The organism is Planomonospora alba (assembly GCF_039534085.1).
Taxonomy (GTDB): domain Bacteria; phylum Actinomycetota; class Actinomycetes; order Streptosporangiales; family Streptosporangiaceae; genus Planomonospora_B; species Planomonospora_B alba.
Map to the genome: position 1 here is coordinate 57,314 of NZ_BAAAUT010000003.1, position 18,108 is coordinate 75,421.

The 18,108-nt window shown below is 75.2% G+C and carries 15 protein-coding genes; 10 read left to right on the top strand and 5 right to left on the bottom strand.

The window, feature by feature from the left end; genetic code table 11:
- The first annotated feature begins 252 nt into the window (after nucleotides 1-252).
- The 3 genes from ABD823_RS02395 to ABD823_RS02405 all read left to right on the top strand — a co-directional run bounded on the left by ABD823_RS02395 (nucleotide 253) and on the right by ABD823_RS02405 (nucleotide 6,079).
- Entirely contained in the window at nucleotides 253-2,085 is a 1,833-nt protein-coding gene (locus tag ABD823_RS02395; protein WP_344855384.1) for a GMC oxidoreductase, read from the top strand.
- Nucleotides 2,075-3,829 carry a patatin-like phospholipase family protein gene (locus ABD823_RS02400; protein WP_344855386.1) on the top strand — a complete coding sequence of 585 codons (1,755 nt, stop codon included), beginning with the start codon at nucleotides 2,075-2,077 and terminating at the stop codon, nucleotides 3,827-3,829. The genes ABD823_RS02395 and ABD823_RS02400 overlap by 11 nt, the downstream gene beginning before the upstream one ends.
- Before the next feature lie 279 nt (nucleotides 3,830-4,108).
- On the top strand, nucleotides 4,109-6,079 hold the full coding sequence (locus ABD823_RS02405) for a sensor histidine kinase (RefSeq protein ID WP_344855388.1): 1,971 nt from the start codon (nucleotides 4,109-4,111) through the stop codon (nucleotides 6,077-6,079).
- 48 nt (nucleotides 6,080-6,127) lie between these two features.
- On the opposite strand, the gene ABD823_RS02410 is transcribed toward ABD823_RS02405, so the two are convergent.
- Complete coding sequence (locus tag ABD823_RS02410) at nucleotides 6,128-6,487, bottom strand: STAS domain-containing protein (protein ID WP_344855390.1); 360 nt, start codon at nucleotides 6,485-6,487, stop codon at nucleotides 6,128-6,130.
- A 58-nt stretch (nucleotides 6,488-6,545) separates the two neighbouring features.
- Complete coding sequence (locus tag ABD823_RS02415; RefSeq protein ID WP_344855392.1) at nucleotides 6,546-8,126, bottom strand: LCP family protein; 1,581 nt, start codon at nucleotides 8,124-8,126, stop codon at nucleotides 6,546-6,548.
- Between the two features lie 65 nt (nucleotides 8,127-8,191).
- On the opposite strand from ABD823_RS02415, the gene ABD823_RS02420 reads away from it, so the two are divergent.
- Entirely contained in the window at nucleotides 8,192-9,220 is a 1,029-nt protein-coding gene (locus tag ABD823_RS02420; RefSeq protein ID WP_344855619.1) for a glycosyltransferase family 2 protein, read from the top strand.
- A gap of 54 nt (nucleotides 9,221-9,274) precedes the next feature.
- Here ABD823_RS02420 and ABD823_RS02425 read toward each other — a convergent pair whose 3' ends face one another.
- Nucleotides 9,275-10,048: an IspD/TarI family cytidylyltransferase gene (locus tag ABD823_RS02425; RefSeq protein WP_344855394.1), complete on the bottom strand. Its 774-nt coding sequence runs from the start codon at nucleotides 10,046-10,048 to the stop codon at nucleotides 9,275-9,277.
- Between the two features lie 186 nt (nucleotides 10,049-10,234).
- On the opposite strand from ABD823_RS02425, the gene ABD823_RS02430 reads away from it, so the two are divergent.
- The 6 genes from ABD823_RS02430 to ABD823_RS02455 all read left to right on the top strand — a co-directional run bounded on the left by ABD823_RS02430 (nucleotide 10,235) and on the right by ABD823_RS02455 (nucleotide 16,212).
- The gene (locus ABD823_RS02430; protein ID WP_344855396.1) at nucleotides 10,235-11,830 is read left to right on the top strand and encodes a CDP-alcohol phosphatidyltransferase family protein; all 1,596 of its coding nucleotides are present in this window, start codon (nucleotides 10,235-10,237) and stop codon (nucleotides 11,828-11,830) included.
- Between the two features lie 47 nt (nucleotides 11,831-11,877).
- Nucleotides 11,878-12,483, top strand: a complete 606-nt coding sequence (locus ABD823_RS02435) for a DUF5941 domain-containing protein (RefSeq protein ID WP_344855398.1) — start codon at nucleotides 11,878-11,880, stop codon at nucleotides 12,481-12,483.
- Between the two features lie 125 nt (nucleotides 12,484-12,608).
- The gene (locus tag ABD823_RS02440; protein WP_344855400.1) at nucleotides 12,609-13,343 is read left to right on the top strand and encodes a phosphocholine cytidylyltransferase family protein; all 735 of its coding nucleotides are present in this window, start codon (nucleotides 12,609-12,611) and stop codon (nucleotides 13,341-13,343) included.
- A gap of 5 nt (nucleotides 13,344-13,348) precedes the next feature.
- Entirely contained in the window at nucleotides 13,349-14,389 is a 1,041-nt protein-coding gene (locus ABD823_RS02445) for an iron-containing alcohol dehydrogenase family protein (RefSeq protein WP_344855402.1), read from the top strand.
- Nucleotides 14,367-15,134, top strand: coding sequence for a CDP-alcohol phosphatidyltransferase family protein (locus ABD823_RS02450; RefSeq protein ID WP_344855404.1), 768 nt, complete (start codon nucleotides 14,367-14,369; stop codon nucleotides 15,132-15,134). The genes ABD823_RS02445 and ABD823_RS02450 overlap by 23 nt, the downstream gene beginning before the upstream one ends.
- Nucleotides 15,135-15,330: 196 nt before the next feature.
- A complete protein-coding gene (locus ABD823_RS02455; RefSeq protein WP_344855621.1) occupies nucleotides 15,331-16,212 on the top strand; it encodes a glycosyltransferase family 2 protein in 882 nt (293 codons plus the stop codon).
- Between the two features lie 89 nt (nucleotides 16,213-16,301).
- On the opposite strand, the gene ABD823_RS02460 is transcribed toward ABD823_RS02455, so the two are convergent.
- Both ABD823_RS02460 and ABD823_RS02465 read right to left on the bottom strand, forming a co-directional pair.
- Entirely contained in the window at nucleotides 16,302-17,039 is a 738-nt protein-coding gene (locus ABD823_RS02460; RefSeq protein ID WP_344855406.1) for an acetoacetate decarboxylase family protein, read from the bottom strand.
- Nucleotides 17,024-18,106 (bottom strand): glycosyltransferase family 4 protein, encoded by a 1,083-nt coding sequence (locus ABD823_RS02465; protein ID WP_344855408.1) that lies wholly within the window; start codon nucleotides 18,104-18,106, stop codon nucleotides 17,024-17,026. Before ABD823_RS02465 ends, ABD823_RS02460 begins: the two co-directional genes overlap by 16 nt.
- Nucleotides 18,107-18,108: the final 2 nt, after the last annotated feature.

Sequence of the window (18,108 nt, forward strand, 5' to 3'; positions counted from 1 at the left end):
AGGCGCCGCCCGCCGCCCGGTCTCGGTGCTCGCGGCCATCGCCGTCGGCGACGCCACCAACGGCGGTATCGCCGGTTGTACCGGGCGGCCTGGGCCGGCTCTATCCGGCCGACCGGGGCTGAGGAGCGACCGCCGCGGGCACGTCCGGTGGTTCGATGGGGATGGGTGGGGAATATCCGCTTTTTTCGTGTTATGTCATCAATTATCCCTTCGGGGGATGGGCCCGGGAACGGGCGCACGGGGGCGGGTGACATGGAGACCTTCGACGTGGTGGTGGTCGGCTCGGGCTTCGGCGGCTCGGTCACCGCGCTCCGGCTCGCCGAGGCCGACATGAGCGTCTGCGTGCTGGAGCGCGGCAGGGCCTACCGGCCCGGCGACTTCCCGCGCGGGGTGCGCGGCACGGCCGCGAACTTCTGGGCCCCCGACCACGGCCTGTACGGCATGTTCGACGTGTGGAGCTTCTCCAACCTCGACGCGGTCGTCTGCAGCGGGCTCGGCGGGGGCTCCCTCATCTACGCCAACGTCCTGCTCCGAAAACCGGAGAAGTGGTTCGTCCGGGAGGACCCCGCCGGCGGGTGCGAGTACTGGCCGGTGACCCGCACCGAGCTCGACCCCTTCTACGACCGGGTCGAGACGATGCTCGGGGCGCAGGCCTATCCGTACGGCCGGGAGCCGTACCGGGGCACACCGAAGACCGCCGCGCTGCGGGAGGCCGCGGACCGGCTGGGCCTGGAGTGGGGGCTGCCCCCGCTGGCCGTCACCTTCGCCGGCCCCGGCCGCGATCCGGCGCCGGGGGAGCCCGTCGCGGGGGGCGAGGACAACCTGTACGGCGCGCCGCGCTACACGTGCCGGCTCGTCGGCGAGTGCGACCTCGGCTGCAACGCCGGGAGCAAGAACACCCTCGACCTGACCTACCTCAGCGCCGCGCGGCGCCGGGGGGCCGAGATCCGGACCGGCTGCGAGGTCCGCTCCTTCGAGCCCGTCCCCGGCGGGTTCGCGGTCTCCTACCTGGTGCACCCGCCCGCGGAGGGGGTGTACGGCGCCCGCGGGGACCCGGGGCGCGGGGCCGGTCCGAGGCGCGGGGCGGATCCGGGCGCCCGGTGGGACGGCGGCGGTCCGGCCGTCCGGGGCGGCGGTCCGGAGCCCCCCGCCCGGCGCACGGTCAGGTGCCGCCGGCTGGTGCTCGCGGCGGGCGCGCTCGGCACGCCGTACCTGCTGCTGCGCAACCGCAGCGCCCTGCCGGGGATCAGCCCCGCGCTCGGCACGCGCTTCTCCGGCAACGGCGACTTCCTGGGCTTCGTCCTCCAGGCCGCGACCGAGGCGGCGGCCGGGCGCGCGAAGGGCGGCGGGCGCGTCCCCCGCCTGCTGGAGCCGACGTTCGGCCCGGTCATCACCAGCGCGATGCGCATGCCGGACGCGGTCGACGGCGGCGCCGGGCGCGGGTTCTACATCGAGGACGCCGGCTATCCGGAGCTCGTCGACTGGCTGGTCGAGCAGAACGTCCTGACGCTCTCGAAGCACCTGCTGCGGTTCCTGCTCCGGCGGGGCTGGTCCCTGCTCACCCGGAGCGCCCGGAGCCAGGTGGGCCGGGACCTGTCCGGCGTGATGGGCGCGGGGCTGCTGACCGCCACGTCGATGCCGCTGCTCGGGATGGGCAGGGACGTGCCGGACGGCCGGATGCGGCTGCGGGACGGCCACCTGGACCTGGAGTGGGACACCGATTCCTCGGGCCCCTACTACGACCGGATGAACCGGACGATGCGGGAGGTCGCCCGGAGGCTGGGCGGCTGGTACGCCTCGCGCCCGCTGGCCCGCCTCAACCGCCTGATCACGGTCCACCCGCTGGGCGGGGCCCCGATGGGCCGGGACCCGCGGGAGGGCGTGGTCGACTCCTTCGGGCGGGTGTACGGCTACGCCGGCCTGTCGGTCGCCGACGGCTCGGTGATGCCCGGCCCGGTCGGCCCGAATCCCGCGCTCACCATCGCCGCCCTGGCCGAGCGGGCGGCGGAACGGATCGCCGAGGACGCCGGACGGGCGCGGGCCCGCCCGCGCGCGGGCGCGCACGGAGGAACGCATGGCGGATGAGCGCGGCGGTCCCGGCGCGCGGGACGGGCGCGCCGGACTCGGCAGGCAGGGCGAGCACTCCGGACACGGCGGGTACGGAGGGCGCGCCGGACTCGGCGGGCAGGGCGGGCGCTCCGGGCGTGACGGGCGCGGTGAGCGCGCCGGGCGCTCCGAGCGTGACGGGCGCGGCGAGGGCGCCGGAGACGGCGGACGAGATGCCGGACGCGGCGCCGAGGACGGTGCTCCCCGCAGGGCGCTGATCCTGGCCGGGGGCGGCCTCAAGGTCGCCTTCCAGGCGGGCGTGCTCCAGGTCTGGCTCGACGAGGCGGGACTGCGCTTCGACCACGCCGACGGCGCGAGCGGCGGGGTGTTCAACCTGGCCATGTACTGCCAGGGGATGACGGGCCGGCGGATCGCCGACAACTGGCGCCGCCTGCGCCCGCTCCGCGGCGTCACGCCGAACTGGCGGGAGTGGCCCAAGGGGCCGTACGCCGCCTCGCTCCTCACCCTCGACGGCTACCGGCGGCACGTCTTCCCCGCCTGGGGACTGGACTGGGCGCGGATCCGCGCCACCGACCGGGTCGCCACCTTCAACCTGTACGACTTCACCGCGGGCGAGGTGGAGGCCGTGACCGCCGACCGGATGGACGAGGACCGCCTCGTCTCCGCGGTCGCGCTGCCCATGTGGTTCCCGCCGGTCGTCATCGACGGCCGGACGTACATCGACCCGGTCTACGTCACCGACGCGAACATCGGCGAGGCGATCCGCCGGGGCTGCGACGAGCTGTGGATCATCTGGACGGTCAGCCGGCGCCGCCGCTGGCGCGGCGGGTTCGTCGCGCACTACTTCCAGATCATCGAGGCGGCGGCCAACGGCCAGCTGCGGGAGTGGCTGCGCAGGATCGAGGCCGGCAACGCCGCCCTCCGCTCCGGCGGGCGCAGCGAGTTCGGCCGGCCGATCGAGGTGAAGCTGCTCCAGGCCGAGGTCCCCCTCAACTACCTGGTCAACCTCAGCGGGGACCGCTTCCGGCAGGCGGTGGAGCTCGGGGTGCGCGAGGCGCGGCGCTGGTGCGCGGAGCAGGGCCTGCCGCTGTCGGTCCCGGCCGGGGAACCGCCGGCGGAAGGACCGCCCGCCGACGGGACGCGGCTGCGCTTCGCCGAGCGGATGACGGGCACGATCACGTTCGGCGGGGCGGACGGCGGAGGCGCCGCCCGGTCAGCCGGGGGACCGGCGGAGGAGCTGTCCGTGCACCTGGTGATCGACACCGGGGGGCTCGACCGCTTCGTCGTGAGCCCGGAGCACGAGGCCGCCGTCACCGGGGAGGTCCGCTGCGAGGCGCTGGGCGGCCGGCTCCCGGTGGAGCGCGGGTGGTTCAACCTCTTCGTGCAGGAGGCCGACCCGGCGCGGCTGCGCATGCTGTACCGGCTCTTCTTCACCGACCGGGCCGGGCACCGGCTCACCCTCAGCGGGCGCAAGGACGTCACCGAGGACTCCCGGCTCGGGCTCTGGGCCGACACGACGACACTGCGGCTGCGGATCCTCCGCGGCCACGTGCGGGCGGACGAGGAGGAGGGGGCCGAGGCGGTGGCCTCGGGGGTGATCCGCATCCGCCTGCCCGACCTGGTCCGCCAGCTGGCGAGCTTCCGCGCGCAGGCGCCGACGGCCGCGGGCCGGCTCTCCGCGCTGGGCAGGTTCGGCCGGTTCTTCGCCGGCCGCCTCTGGGACGTCTACGCCCAGGACCTGCTGCCCTGGTCGCCGGTGTGAGGCGCGGATCCACCCGGACCCGGACCCGCGCGGACCCGGACCCGCGCGGACCCGCCCGGCCGTGGCGCGCCGCCGTACGGATCTTCCCCGGAGGGGGCGGGGACCGGAGCGAAGCGGCCTCCTCGCCGAGGAATGCGTGGGAAACCAGTGCTTTCCCCGCGGAATCCGTGAGAACGTTTCTCCGCGATCCGGTGTCTGACAAGTGTCCGCGGAGGTCCCGCGGGACATCGGATTCGGTACGACCGGCCCTGCGGGAAGGGTACGGAGAGGAAGGAACGCATGCGCCGCTCGGCGGTGGTTCTGGCGGCTGCGGCTGCGGCCGTGGCCGTGGCCATGGTGGTGGCGGGGGCGGCGGCGCGGTTCGCGCTGCCCGGCGGCGGGCCGCGCCCGGCCGTGCTGACCGGCGACGACGTGGTGGGGATCGCCTACCCGGTGCTGGGCGCCCTGCTCGTGCTGCGCCGGCCGCGGCTGCGGGTGGCCTGGCTGATGATCGCCGGCGGCTTCGCCACGGCGGTCCTCAGCCCCTCCCAGGCCGTCTTCGAGTGGCTCCGCCACGGAGGCGAGCAGGCCGCGACGTACTGGCCCCTCGCGGTCAACGCCGGGGTGGGCGCGCTCGCGGTCGTCCTGGTGGACCAGCTGCTCCCGCTGCTGTACCCCGACGGGCGGCCCCCGTCGCGGCGCTGGCTCCCCGTCACGGCGGCCGTGCCCGCCCTCACGCTGCTGCAGGCCGCGGCGTTCGTCTGCCGGCCCGTCCCGGCGGACTCCCCGCGCGGCCCCAACCCGCTGGCGGCGGCCTGGGCCGGACCGGTGAACGACTGGTTCGCGGCGCTGCCGGTGAACACCTACCACGTCGCCGAGGCCGTCTGCCTGCTCTCGCTGCTGTTCCGGTTCGCCTCCGCCGGCGCGGTACGGCGCCGCCAGATCGGCTGGCTGCTGTACGCGGTGGCGGCCAACCTGGCCGTCGAGTCCTGGGACCCCTACTCGACGGCGGCGATGGTGACGACCGCGGCCATCCCCGCCGCCGTCGTGGTCGCGGTCACCCGCCACCACCTGTACGCCATCGACACCCTGGTCGGCCGCACCGTGATCGCGGCCGCCCTGCTCGGCGCACTGGGCGCGGCCTACCTCGGGGCCGCGGCCCTGGCCGGGCTGCTCGTCTCCGGCCGCCACCAGTTCGCCGGGATGGCCGGGGCGCTGCTGGCCGGGGCGTTCTTCCGCCCGCTCCAGCGCGCCCTGCGGCGGCTGCTTGACCGGGCGTTCTACGGGCCGGGCGGGGATCCGGAGCTGCTGGCCGTACGGCTGCGGGAGGCGGTGGCCCACGCCGAGCCGGCGGGCGCGCTCGCGGTCGCGGCGGAGGCGGTCCGCGCCGGGATGTCCGCGGCCGGGGCGGCGGTGGAGGTGGACGGGGTGCGGACCTGCGCGGGCGAGCTGCCGGAGGTGGCCCGCGAGGTCCCGCTGGTCTGGCACGGCGTGCGGGTGGGGCGCCTGCTGGTCGGCCCGGCCGGTGCCCGGAGGCTGCCGGACTCCTACCAGGAGCGGGTGCTGGCCGCCCTGGTGCCCTACGTCGCCGACGCCGCGCACGCCGCGTGGCTGTCCGGCGCGCTGACCCGCTCCCGGGAGCGCGTCCTCGCCGCCCGGGAGGAGGAGCGCCGCCGCCTCTACCGCGACGTGCACGACGGCCTGGGCCGCTCGATCCACGTCATGGCCACGTCGATCAACGCGGCCCGGCTGTCCGTGCGGACCTCCCCCGAGGAGGTGGAGCTGACCCTGCGGCGGCTGCGCGCGGGAATGGACGAGGCCTCGGCGCGGATCCGCGAGCTGGTGTACGGCCTGCGCCCGCCCGTGCTGGACGACCTCGGGCTGGAGGGGGCCGTACGGGCCCTGGCGGACGGCGAGGCGGCCGTGGCGGTCACCGGGGACCTGGCCGGGCTGCCGGGGGCGGTGGAGGCGGCCGCCTACCGGATCGTGCGGCAGGCGCTGGTCGAGGCACGGGGGCGCGCGGGCGCGGCGGACGTGCGGGTGGGGCTGGACGGGGGCGGACGCCTGCGGGTCACGGTCGCCGTCGGGGGGAGGGGACTGCCCGGCGGGGCGGTGCCGGACATGATGCGCGAGTACGCCGCCGAGGCGGGCGGCACCTGCGCGGTCCGCGCCGAGTCCGGTGGCGGCACCGTGATCGAGGCCGTGTTCCCGGCGTTCCCGGCGTTCCCGGAGCCCTCGGCCTCCCCGGCCATCCCGGCCTCCCCGGCCTGAGGCGCGCCGGGCCGCCGCGCTTCAGGCCGGGCTCCGGGCCGCTGCCGTTCAGGCCGCGGCGTCGAAGGCGCCGAAGGCCTCCTCCACGCTGCCGTACGTCTCGAAGTGCCGGTCCAGGTTGGTGATCGTCAGCAGGTGGGCGATCATCCCCGGGGCGAGCGCGAGGACGAGGCGGCCGCGGGAGTCCCGGACCCGGGTGAGGGTGTTCACCATGATGCCGAGCCCGACGGAATCGCAGAACGGCACCTCCGTCAGGTCCATCACCAGGCAGGGACGGCCGGGCTCCGCCAGGACCCGGTCGATCGCGGCCCGGAGACGGGGGGCGACGGACATGTCCAGCTCCCCCTTCACCCGGATCACCGTGCAGGAGTTCTCACGCCGCGTCTGTACGTCGAATGCAGGGAGCACGATCATCACCTCCGCCCGCTTTCCTCTGCCCGGAGACGGGGGTGACATGCGTTTTATGTCAGTTTTTACAGATGTTCTGCGTCGCGGTCCTGGCGGTGGGGGAGGCGCTCGGAGCGGGGGTGGCCGCGGGGGTGGCGGGTCCGGCCGGCTCCGGCACGGCGACCTTCTTCGCCCCCGAGTACTTCCGCCCGACGATGAGCTCGATCCGGTCGCCGAGGTCGTCGACGCGGCGCAGCTCCGCCCCGGGAACGGCCGCGGCCACGGTCCTGGCCGAGTCCTCGCGGCCGGGACCGTACCGGACGACCGGGGCCTCGTAGTCCCGGCGCTGGGTGTTCCCGGCGGCCTCGGGCACGAGGAAGCCCGCGGCGACCAGGTCATCTCTGGTGCGCGCGCCCAGACCGGTGATCAGGGTGCCGTTGAGCACCTTCACGGAGATCCGCTCCGGCGGGACGGTCAGCGGGGCCGCGGAGGACGCGGGAGAGGAGGACGGGGAAGCCGCGGGCGCCCCGGTGGATGCGGTGGTGGCCGTCGCGGTGGACGCCGGCCGGGGCGTTGCCGGCGGCGTCGCCCCAGCGGAGCCCGCCGGCCCGGTCGGCGCGGTGAGCGGCTCGTCGGCGGCGATCCGGCGGAACAGCGCGCGGGCCGCGTCCTTGTCCCAGAGCACGGCCGACTCGCCGGTCGGCGTCTTGTGGTCGGGGTCGGCGATCGGGACCGTGGCGAAGGCCACGTCGTCGGTGGAGACGTCCTTGAGCTGGTCGGCCAGGCCCAGCAGGTCGCCGCGGAGGGCGTCGTCGACGCGGATCGTGGACAGCGCGCTGTCGAGGAACCTGGCGAGCTTGGCCGGGTCGGTCAGCGTGTCACCGCTCAGCGCCCGGTCCAGCAGGGCCGAGACGACCTGCTGCTGGCGGTCGATGCGGTCGAGGTCGGAGCGGGCGGTGGCCCGGGTGCGGGCGTAGGCGAGGGCCTTGGCGCCGTCGAGCTCGTAGGTGCCCGGCTGGAGCGTCAGGGCGGTCTTCGGGTCGTCGATCGCGACCGGGGTGCAGACCGAGACGCCGCCGAGCGCGTCGACCACGTTGATGAAGCCGAGCACGTTGACCTCGACGTAGTGGTGGATCGGCAGCCCGGTGGCGTCCTGCACCGTGCGCACCGCGAGCTTGGGACCGCCGAGCTGGTAGGCGGCGTTGATCTTGTGCTCGCCCTTGCCGGGGATCGTCGTCCAGGTGTCCCGGGGAAGGCTGACCACGGTGACCCTGCGGTGGTCCTCCGACAGGTGGATCACCATCATGGTGTCGGTCCGCTGCCCGCTCTCCCGGCCCAGCTTGAGCCGGTTCTGCTGCTGCCGGTTGAGGTCGTCGCGCCGGTCCACGCCGACGAGCAGGATGTTCATCGCCCCGGTGGCCCGGGTCTCGGTCACGCCCGCGTCGACCGGCCGGATCCGGCTCGTGGTGAGGTCGGTCAGAGCCCACGCGGCACCGGAACCGGCGAGCACCAGGAGGGAGAGCGCTCCGGAGGCGACGAGGTTGCGCCGCCGGGCGCGGGCGCTCCGGACGGGCCTGCGGCGCCGGGGAGGCACCCGGACGCCGCCGTAGGCGTCACGGCCCACGCGTACACCCGAGTCCTCGTCTTCCGGGTCGCGCATCAGCCCCCCTAGGCTCCTGACTGGGTCGATGAGGTACCCGTCCGTACAGTAGCGTGAGCGACGCCATGAAGCAGTTCCCCGACTCGCCCGCACAGGTGCCGGCGCCGTCCCCCGAGACGCGCGTCTGGCCGCCCATCTCCGTCGTCATCCCGGTGCTCAACGAGGAGCGCCATCTGCGGGAGGCGGTGGACCAGGTCCTCTCGCAGCGGTACGGAGGACCCATCGAGGTCGTTCTCGCGGTCGGTCCCTCCCAGGACCGCACCCAGGAGGTGGCCGACGCGATCGCGGCCGAGGACCCCCGGGTGACCGTGGTGCCGAACCCGACCGGGCGCACGCCCAACGCGCTCAACGCCGCCATCGCCGCCTCCCGGTACGGGATCGTCGCGCGGGTGGACGGCCACGCCATGCTCCCCGAGGACTACCTGAAGGTCGCGGTGGAGACCCTGGAGGAGACCGGCGCCGACAACGTCGGCGGCATCATGGCCGCCGAGGGGGTCACGCCCTTCGAGCAGGCCGTGGCGCGGGCCATGACCTCGAAGATCGGCGTGGGCGGCGCCCGGTTCCACACCGGCGGCACCGCCGGCCCGGCCGACACCGTCTACCTGGGGGTCTTCCGCCGCGAGGCGCTGGAGCGGGTCGGCGGCTACGACGAGCACTTCCTGCGCGCCCAGGACTGGGAGATGAACCACCGCATCCGCTCCACGGGCGGCCTGGTCTGGTTCCAGCCGCGGATGCGCGTCTCCTACCGGCCCCGGCCGAACGTCAAGGCCCTGGCCAAGCAGTACTTCCACTACGGCCGCTGGCGGCGCGTGGTCGCCCGCACCCACGAGGGCACGATCAACCTGCGCTACCTGGCGCCCCCGCTGGCGGTGCTGGCCATGATCGTCGGCCTGGTCGTCTCGCCGTTCTTCTGGCCCGGCCTGCTGATCCCCGGCGGCTACCTCGCGGCGATCCTCGCCGGCTCGGCGGTGACCGGCAGCGGCCTGCCGAAGGGCGCGCTCCTACGGCTCCCGCTCGTCTACGCCACCATGCACATCTCGTGGGGCTGGGGCTTCCTCACCAGCCCCCGCAGCCTCGCCAAGCCGCGCGGCTGACCCGGCCCCGCCGGACCCGGCCGGTGACGGGCTGCGGCGGCCGGGGCCGGGCGGTCACCGGTCCCGGCCGGCCGCCGGGCTCCGGCCGCCGGAGCCCGCGGCGAAGCGCAGGAGGGTCTCGGCGACGACGACGTCCACGGGATGGGTGACCTTCATGTTGAGCTCGCTGCCCGGCACGATGCGGATCGGCACGTCCGGCCGGTAGCGCAGCAGCACGCCGCAGTCGTCGGTGGCGGGCCGGTCTCCGAACCCGGGGTCGGCGAAGGCCCGCTCGTAGGCGTCGCGGATCACCTCCAGGCGGAAGCACTGCGGGGTCTGGGCCCGCCACAGCCGGCGCCGGTCCGGGACGTCGTGGACGGTCTCGCCGTCCGGCCCGGGCGCGGTGACCACGATCGTGTCGGAGCTCGGGATCGCCACCTCCACCGCCGGGTGGTCGCGCAGCGCCGCCACGCACGCGGTGATGACGTGCGGCTCCAGCAGCGGGCGCGCGGCGTCGTGCAGGAGCACGTCGCAGTCCCGCCCGGCCAGCGCATCCAGCGCCCGCCGGGTCGTCTCGGTGCGGGTCGCGCCGCCCTCCAGCACCGCGGTCACCTTCGTGAAGCCGTTGCGGGCGACGAGCCGCTCCACCTCCCCGGTGAAGCCGGGCGTCATCAGCACGAGGACCTCGTCGATCTCCGGAGCGCCGTCGAACACGGAGATCGTGTGCTCGATGATCGTCCTGCCGGCGATCTCGATGAGCTGCTTGGGGGTGTCCCGGCCGACCCGCTGGCCGATCCCGCCCGCGAGGACGACTGCGACGGCGCGGCGGCGTGGTTCAGGGGCGGTCACGGCGCGATCCTCCAGTGCTGCGGGTACGGAGGCGAGGGTAGCGGCCGGGCGGACCGCTCCCGCCCGGGGGCCCGCTGCCGGAAGACCGCCGCTCGCGCTCCCGTGATATCCCGTCAGGATCTCGCTACGCTGGGTGCGCACTCCCCGGTTCGTACGGTGACCCCGTCGGATGCGAAGGAGCCCGGCTTGCGTGACCCCGCCCCTGTCCCTCCGCCCGCGCCCCCGGAGTCCGGTGCCCCCGGGACGACCGCCGTCGTGCTCGCCACCACCGCGGCCGCCGCGCTGCGCTGCGGCGACGGGACCCTCGCCGACCGGCTGACCGCCCAGCTCGCCGCCCTCCCCGTCCGGGACGTGCACGTGGTGGGCAGGTCCGGCGCCGTCATCCGCGCCGCCGAGGGGACCCACCTGATCGGCTCGCACGGCTCCCGGGGGCTCGCCGACGACCTGCGCCGCGTCGCCCGGCTGGCGCGCGACTCCCCGGGCCCGGTGGCCGTGCTGGCGGGCGACCTGGTGGCCCACACGGAGGCGCTGGCCGTACTGCTGGGCCGTCCCGGGCGGGGCACCGGGGCGGTGGTCGCGACCGCGGACGGCGAGGACCCCGGCCCGCTCCGCCCGCCGGTCCGCGTGGAGGACGGCCGGGTGGTGGCCGCCGGCGCCTCCGGCGCGCCCCTCCCCGGCGCCAACGGCACCTTCCGGGGCGTGCTCCAGGTCGGCGAGTCCCACCTCGAAGCCCTCGCCGAGGTCGCCGAGGAGCTGGCCGCGCGGGCCGAGAGGAGGGACGGGCCGGCCGGGGGCTCCCAGGAGGCCGGACCGGACGGAGCCGGCACGGCGGCGGACGGCGCCGGAGCCTGCGCGCTGCTCCTGGACGGCCTGGTCCGCGCGGGCGTCCCGGTCCGCGCGGCGGCGCCGGGGCGGCTGCACTGCGACCGGGTGGCCGGGCAGCCGGCCGCCGACGCGGCCGTGCGGCGCCTGGCCGAGGTGGACGAGGACCGCGCCCGGCTGGAGGCGGCGGTCAAGGGCGACGACGGCTTCTTCACCACCTACTTCGTGAGCTCCTGGTCCCCGTACCTCGTCCGGCTCGCCGCAGAGCTGCGGCTGACCCCGAACGCGGTCACCGGCATCTCGGTCGGCCTGGCCGCGCTGGCGGCCGTCTGGTTCTCCGAGGGCACGCGCGAGGCGCGGATCGCCGGGGCCGTCCTGTTCTACCTGTCGTTCGTGTTCGACTGCGTGGACGGCCAGCTGGCCCGCTACACCCGCGCGTTCTCCGTGTTCGGCTCGTGGCTGGACGCCACCTTCGACCGGGTCAAGGAGTACGCCGTCTACGCCGGCCTGGCCTTCGGATACGCCGCGGGCACGGCCGCCGGGGGCGCCGGGGACGGCGCGGAGGACATCTGGCGGCTGGCCGTGGCGGCCCTGGTCCTGCAGGCGCTCCGGCACATGCTCGACTCGTCCTACACGGAGGCGCGGGCCGCCGCGGCCGCCTCCGGCGCGGCCCGCGCCCCGGGCACGGGCGACGCCCCGGGCGCCGCCGGTGCGGGCGGTGACCGGGACGCCGCCGGCGCGGCGGGCGGCGTGGCCGGGCTCTCCCGCCGCCTGGAGCAGGATTCCTTCACGCGCTGGCTGAAGAGGATGATCGTCCTCCCGATCGGGGAGCGCACGGCGCTGATCGCGGTGACCGCCGCGGTGTTCGACGCCCGGGTGACCTTCCTCGCCCTGCTGGCCTGGGGCGGCCTGGCCACGCTCTACATGCTCGGAGGCAGGATGGGCAGGTCGATGGTCTGATGGCCGGTTCCTCACCGCGTCCCCCGTGGCGCCCCTCTCCGCGCCCGGTGCTCTTCGCGCGCGGCGCCGTGGCGGTCCACCGCGACGACGGGGTGCCCTCCCGGGTGATGGGCGCCCTGGTGGCGGGGCAGCTCCCGCCGCTGCCGCCCGCCCTGGTCGGCATGTTCGTGACCGGCGTGCTGCTGAGCATCGGCGTGGCCGGCACCGACGACCTGGCGGTGTTCGCGCCCGCCGTCGCGCTGCTGCTGACCGGCCCGGGCAGCTCCCACCCGCACGACGGGCGGCTCGACTGGCTGGTCCCGCCGATCCTGCGCCTGACCGAGTACGGCTTCACCGCGGCGGTGGGCTTCGCGCACGGTGTGCCGCCATGGCTGGTCTTCGCGCTGCTCGGCGCGGTGGTCTTCCACCACTACGACGTCGTCAACCGGGTCCGGGAGGGCCTGCGCCCGCCGCTCTGGCTGGCCGCGGCCGGCCTCGGCTGGGACGGGCGCATGCTGCTGATCGCCCTGGGCGGGATCACCGGCCAGGTGGTCCCGGTCTTCGTGCTGCTCGCGCTCTACCTGTGGGGGCTGTTCGGCTGGGAGGGCTTCACCTGCTGGGCGCCCGTGCCCCGCTCCGGGCGGGGCCCCTCGGCGGGCGGCACGCCCGGCTGAGAGCCGCGGACCACCGGTCGGGGAACGGCGGGCGAACCCCGGATTACACGATCAGGGGTCAAAGGGAACTAACCTTTGGGGCCAGGAGAGCCCGCCGAGGGTCTCACTTGGATGAGGAGTGCACGTTGCTGGGAATGGTGCTGGCCGCCGGGGCCGGACGTCGCCTGCGGCCGTACACCGACACGCTGCCCAAGGCGCTCGTGCCGGTCGACGGCGACACCACGATCATGGACATCTCGCTGCGGAACCTCGCGGCGGCCGACCTCCGTGACGTCGTGGTCGTCGTCGGCTACCAGGCGCAGGCCGTACACGAGCGCAAGGCCGAACTGGAGCGGCGGCACGGCGTGAAGCTCACCCTCGTGCACAACGACAAGGCCGAGGAGTGGAACAACGCCTACTCCCTGTGGTGCGCGCGCGACTACTTCGACCAGGGTGTGCTGCTGGTCAACGGCGACACCGTGCACCCGGTCTCGGTGGAGCACACGCTGCTGTCGGCCCCGGCCACCAGCGACATCCTGCTCGCCGTCGACGACGTCAAGAAGCTCGCCGACGAGGAGATGAAGGTCGTCCTCGACGAGGACGGCCACCTGAAGCGGATCACCAAGCTGATGGACCCCGCCTCCGCCGCGGGCGAGTACATCGGCGCGACCCTGATCCGCCCGGGCGCCGGCGCGCGCCTGGCCGACGCGCTGCGGGCGACCTTCGAGCACGACCCGCAGCTGTACTACGAGGACGGCTACCAGGAGCTGGTGAACCGCGGCGAGAAGATCGCGGTCGCGCCCATCGGGGACGTCGCGTGGGTCGAGGTCGACAACCACGACGACCTGGCGAAGGCGCGGGAGATCGCGTGCCGATACTAGCCAGGATGCTCCCGGCCCCGCTGACCATGGAGGTACGGCGGGGCGCGATCGCGGAGCTCGGCTCGCTGCTGGCCGACAGCCGCGTGGCGACCTCCGGGCGGGTGGCGGTGGCGGTGGGCGCGGGCCAGGGCGACCGGATCGCCTCGGTGATCGCCTCCACGCTCGGCGAGGCCCAGGTCTTCCGGGTCCCCGACGGCTCGGTGGACGCCGCCGTCGCGCTCGGCGCCGACCTGCGCAAGGGCGCCTACGAGGCGCTCGTCGGCATCGGCGGAGGCAAGACCATCGACGCGACGAAGTACGCCGCCTCGCTGGCCGGGATCCCGATGGTGGCGGTCGCCACCAACCTGTCGCACGACGGGATCTGCTCTCCGGTGGCCTCGCTCACCCACGAGAGCGGCAAGGGATCCTTCGGCGTGCCCATGCCGCTGGCCATCGTGGTCGATCTGGACTTCGTGCACGACGCGCCGCCCGCGCTGGTCCGCTCCGGCGTCGGCGACGTGCTGAGCAACCTGTCGGCGATCGAGGACTGGCAGCTCGGCAACGCCGAGCGGGGCGAGCCGATCGACGGGCTGGCCTGCTCGATGGCCCGCACCGCGGCCGAGGCGGTCGTCGGCCGGAGCGACTCGATCGAGTCGGACGCGTTCCTGACCGTGCTGGCCGAGGCGCTCATCCTGTCGGGGATGGCGATGGTCATCGCCGGGTCGTCCCGTCCCTCCAGCGGCGGAGACCATGAGATCCTTCATGCCGTGGACCAGCTCTACCCAGGCACCTCCAACCACGGCGAGCTCGCCGGGATCGGCACGGCCTTCTGCTTCTTCCTCCGCCGGGACGCCGCCCGGCTGGCCCAGGTCGTCGACTGCCTGCGCGGGCACGGCCTGCCGGTCACGCCCGGCGACGTCGGGCTGAGCGCCGAGCAGTTCACCGCGGCGGTCGCGCTGGCGCCCTCGACCCGCCCCGGGCGCTACACGATCCTGGAGCACCTGCGCCTGTCGGAGTCGGAGATCAGGGATCGGGTTGAGGACTATGTCCGGGCCGTCGGTCGCTGAGCTCCGTGCGGTGGCCCAGCCGCACTCGACCATGGAGCGCAACAGCGGGGAGCACTGGGCCGGCGTGCTCTACATGCGCAAGCTGTCGATCTACGTCACGTGGCTGCTGGCCAAGACGCCGATCACACCCAACCAGACCACCTGGCTGATGATCCTGGCGGGGCTGGCGGCGGGCGCGGTCCTGGCGCTGCCCGGGCTCGGCGCGGCCGTGGGCGCGGCCCTGCTCGTCCAGATCTACCTGCTGCTCGACTGCTCCGACGGGGAGCTGGCCCGGTGGACCGGGCGGACCTCCATCACGGGCGTCTACCTCGACCGGGTCGGCCACTACTTCGCCGAGGCGGCGCTGCTGATCGGGCTGGGCTTCCGGGCGTCGCAGACGCTCCCCGACTGGTACACCGTGGCGGGGTTCGGCGCCGCGCTCGGCGCGATCCTGATCAAGGCGGAGACCGACCTGGTCGACGTGGCCCGGGCCCGCTCGGGCCTGGTGGCGGCGACCGAGTCCTCGGCCGAGCAGTTCCGGTCGCGGGGGCTCGGCCTGGCGCGCAAGGCCGCGGCGGCGCTGAAGTTCCACCGCATCGTGCAGGCGGTCGAGCTGTCGCTGCTGGTGGTGGTCGCGGCCGTCTGGGACCTGGTGAGCGGCGGCCTGGCCGCGACGCGGGTGCTGGTGGCGGCCTGCCTGGTGGTGGCGGTCCTGCAGATGGTCCTGCACCTGGTGAGCATTCTGGCGTCCCGGCGGCTGTCGTGAGGAACCGGACGGCGTCCCGGCGCGTCGTAGGTGCGAACACCCACCGGATCGGTGGGTGTTCGCCGGCGGTTCCGATACGCTTGTCCCCTGGTGAATCACCAGGCCGCACCTCCGCCAGAAACGCCCGCACCAGCAGACTCGGTGATCATGAAAGTATGCCCCGCACGTGTCCGCGACGCGTCAGGACGATGACGCGTTGAAGATCTCGTGCGTCATCCTCACCATGGGTAACCGGATCCCCGAGCTGGGCCGGGCGGTCGAGTCCGCGCTGAACCAGGACGACGGCGACGTCGAGGTGGTCATCGTCGGCAACGGCGCGGACGTCCCGGAGCTCCCGGTCACCGTGCCCCCCGGCTCGTCCGCGTCGATCAAGACCGTGCGGCTGGAGCACAACGCGGGCATCCCGGCCGGTCGCAACCGCGGTGTCGAGGAGTGCTCCGGCGACGTGGTGCTCTTCCTCGACGACGACGGCTGGTACGGCGAGCGGAACATCGTCACCCACCTGCGGGAGCGGTTCTCCACCGAGCACGACCTCGCGGTCGTCTCCTTCCGGGTGATGGACCCCGACGGCGGCGCCGGCCAGCGCCGCCACGTCCCCCGCCTGAGGGCGGGCGACCCCGAGCGGTCGTCCCCGGTCACGACCTTCCTCGGCGGCGCCTGCGCGATCCGCCGCTCGGCCTTCCTCCAGGTCGGCGGGCTGCCCGAGCGGTTCTTCTACGCCCACGAGGAGACCGACCTGGCCTGGCGGCTGCTCGGTGAGGGCTACCGCATCGAGTACGACGCGAAGACCGTCATGTACCACCCGCAGGTGCCGCCGACCCGGCACGCGGACTTCTACCGGCTCAACGCCCGCAACCGCGTCTGGCTGGCCCGCCGCAACCTCCCCTGGCCGCTGGCGGTCCTCTACCTGCTCAACTGGATCATCCTCACGCTGGTCCGCGAGCGCTCCGGCACCGCCCTGCGGGCCTGGTTCTCGGGCTTCCGCGAGGGGCTGCGCGAGCCGGCGGGGGAGCGGCGCCCGATGGGCTGGAAGACCGCCTGGCGCATGCTCCGGCTGGGCCGCCCGCCCATCGTCTGACCTGTCCGCCGTACGCCGCCGTGCGGCGTCCGCGGGCGTGCTCCCGCCGGGCGCCGGGCGGAAGGTCGCCGGAGGGCACTGAGGGGCCCTCAGAGGGTCTTGGCCTCACCGAAGACCATGGCGGTGCGGGCGACCGTGAAGGAGCCCAGGGCCCGCTTGGGCAGCCCGAGCTCGCTCAGCTCCCGGGCGACGGGATGGTTGCCCAGGCGGATCAGCGCGCCGCCGGGACGTGCCCGCACCCCGCGCGGGGCGACCGACCAGGGGATGCGGCGGGTGACGCCGTCGAGGTGGCTGTAGGCGTCGGCGGGGGTCAGGGAGCCGCGGACCGGCACCCTGAGCCCGGGCTTGACCAGCAGGTCGAGCACGAGCCGGCCGTCGCGGCGGACGACGCACCGCTTGTACGGCGAGTCCAGGCGCAGGTCCAGCTCGGCCAGCTCCTTGGGGAAGCCCCAGATCGCCCGGCCGGCCTCCAGGGTGAAGCCCTGGTCCACCGGGAGCCAGTGGACGAACGTGCCCGCCCCCGCGCGGCGCAGCTCGGCGAGGTTCGCGCGCAGCCCCCGGCGCGGAGCCGGCCCGGCCTCCGGCGGCCGGATCAGGAAGGCGACCCCGAACTCGTGGTAGGAGTCCAGGTCGCCGTCGGCGTAGTCGACGAACGCCAGCGTGCACAGGGCCTTGCCGGGCAGGACCTCGGCGGCGTCCAGCCCGGAGTAGGCGAGCACCGCCCGGGCCGCGTCGGCCCGCACCAGGTAGCAGGCGCCGGAGACAGCGGCCTCCCGGACCCGCACCGGCATGGTCACCTCGCGGCCCTGGATCAGATGGCGTGCCATGGTTCAAGTACACCAAGCCCACGGCCCGCCGTCACCGGTTTGCCCGCCCATTCCTCCAGCAGGGCCACGAAGGCGCCCGCGTGGTCGGGCCAGTCGTGGTGCAGGGCGGCCTCGGCGTGGCCGCGGGCGCCCATGGCCGCCGCGCCCTCCGGGTCGTCCCGGAGCCCCAGCACGGCCCGCGCCGCGGCGCCGGCGTCGCCGGAGGGCACGACCAGGCCGCAGCCGACCCGCTCGACCAGGGCGGCCGCGGCCGGTTGCGGGGTGGTGACCACCGGGACTCCCCGGGCCATGTACTCGATGATCTTTGTGGGCGCCGGCCGCGGGTCGCCGGGCACCGCGTGCGGGAGCGCGAGCCCGGCGATCGCACCCTCGATCATCCGCGCCGCGTGCCGGTTGGGCACGTGGCCGTACCAGTCGAGCAGGCCCCGGCGCTGCGCGTCCCGCAGCAGCGGCCGGGTCGCGGGGTCGGCGGGCCCGATCAGGTCCAGCCGGATCCCGTGCGGGGCCAGCCGCTCGGCCAGCTCGACCAGCTCCGCCGCGCCCCGGTCCGCGGAGAGCCCGCCGAGGTGGACCACCCGGTTCTGCCGCCCGGGCGGGAGCGGGGGACGCCGGGGCACGCAGGCGGTCTCGGGGACGACGGGGTGGGAGCCGGTGAACCGCTCCCGGTAGGCCTCCTCGGCCAGGATGAGGCGGACGCGCTGCTCGGCGCGGGTCCCGGCCCTGCCGAGCAGGGGCCCGCGCAGGGGCGCCGGGAGGCGGGTGCGGGCCGCCGCCGCGGCGGCGGTCTCCACGGGGTCCTCCCGCACGTCCCAGACGGTGACGGGGCGGCGCCGGGGCAGCCGGGACAGCAGTTCGGCGTCGTGGACGAGGAGCAGGTCCGCGCCGTCGACGCCGCGCCTCAGGGCGCCGCGGGCGGCCCGCAGCGCCCGGCCGCGGCGGCGTCCGGCCGCGCGGGGCACGTCGATCGCCCGGATCCGGGGGCCGGGGGTGACGTTGCAGTCGGTGAAGGGCGCGACGTAGGTGACGTCGTGCCCGGCGTCGAGGAGCGCCCGGATCTGCCGATGCATGA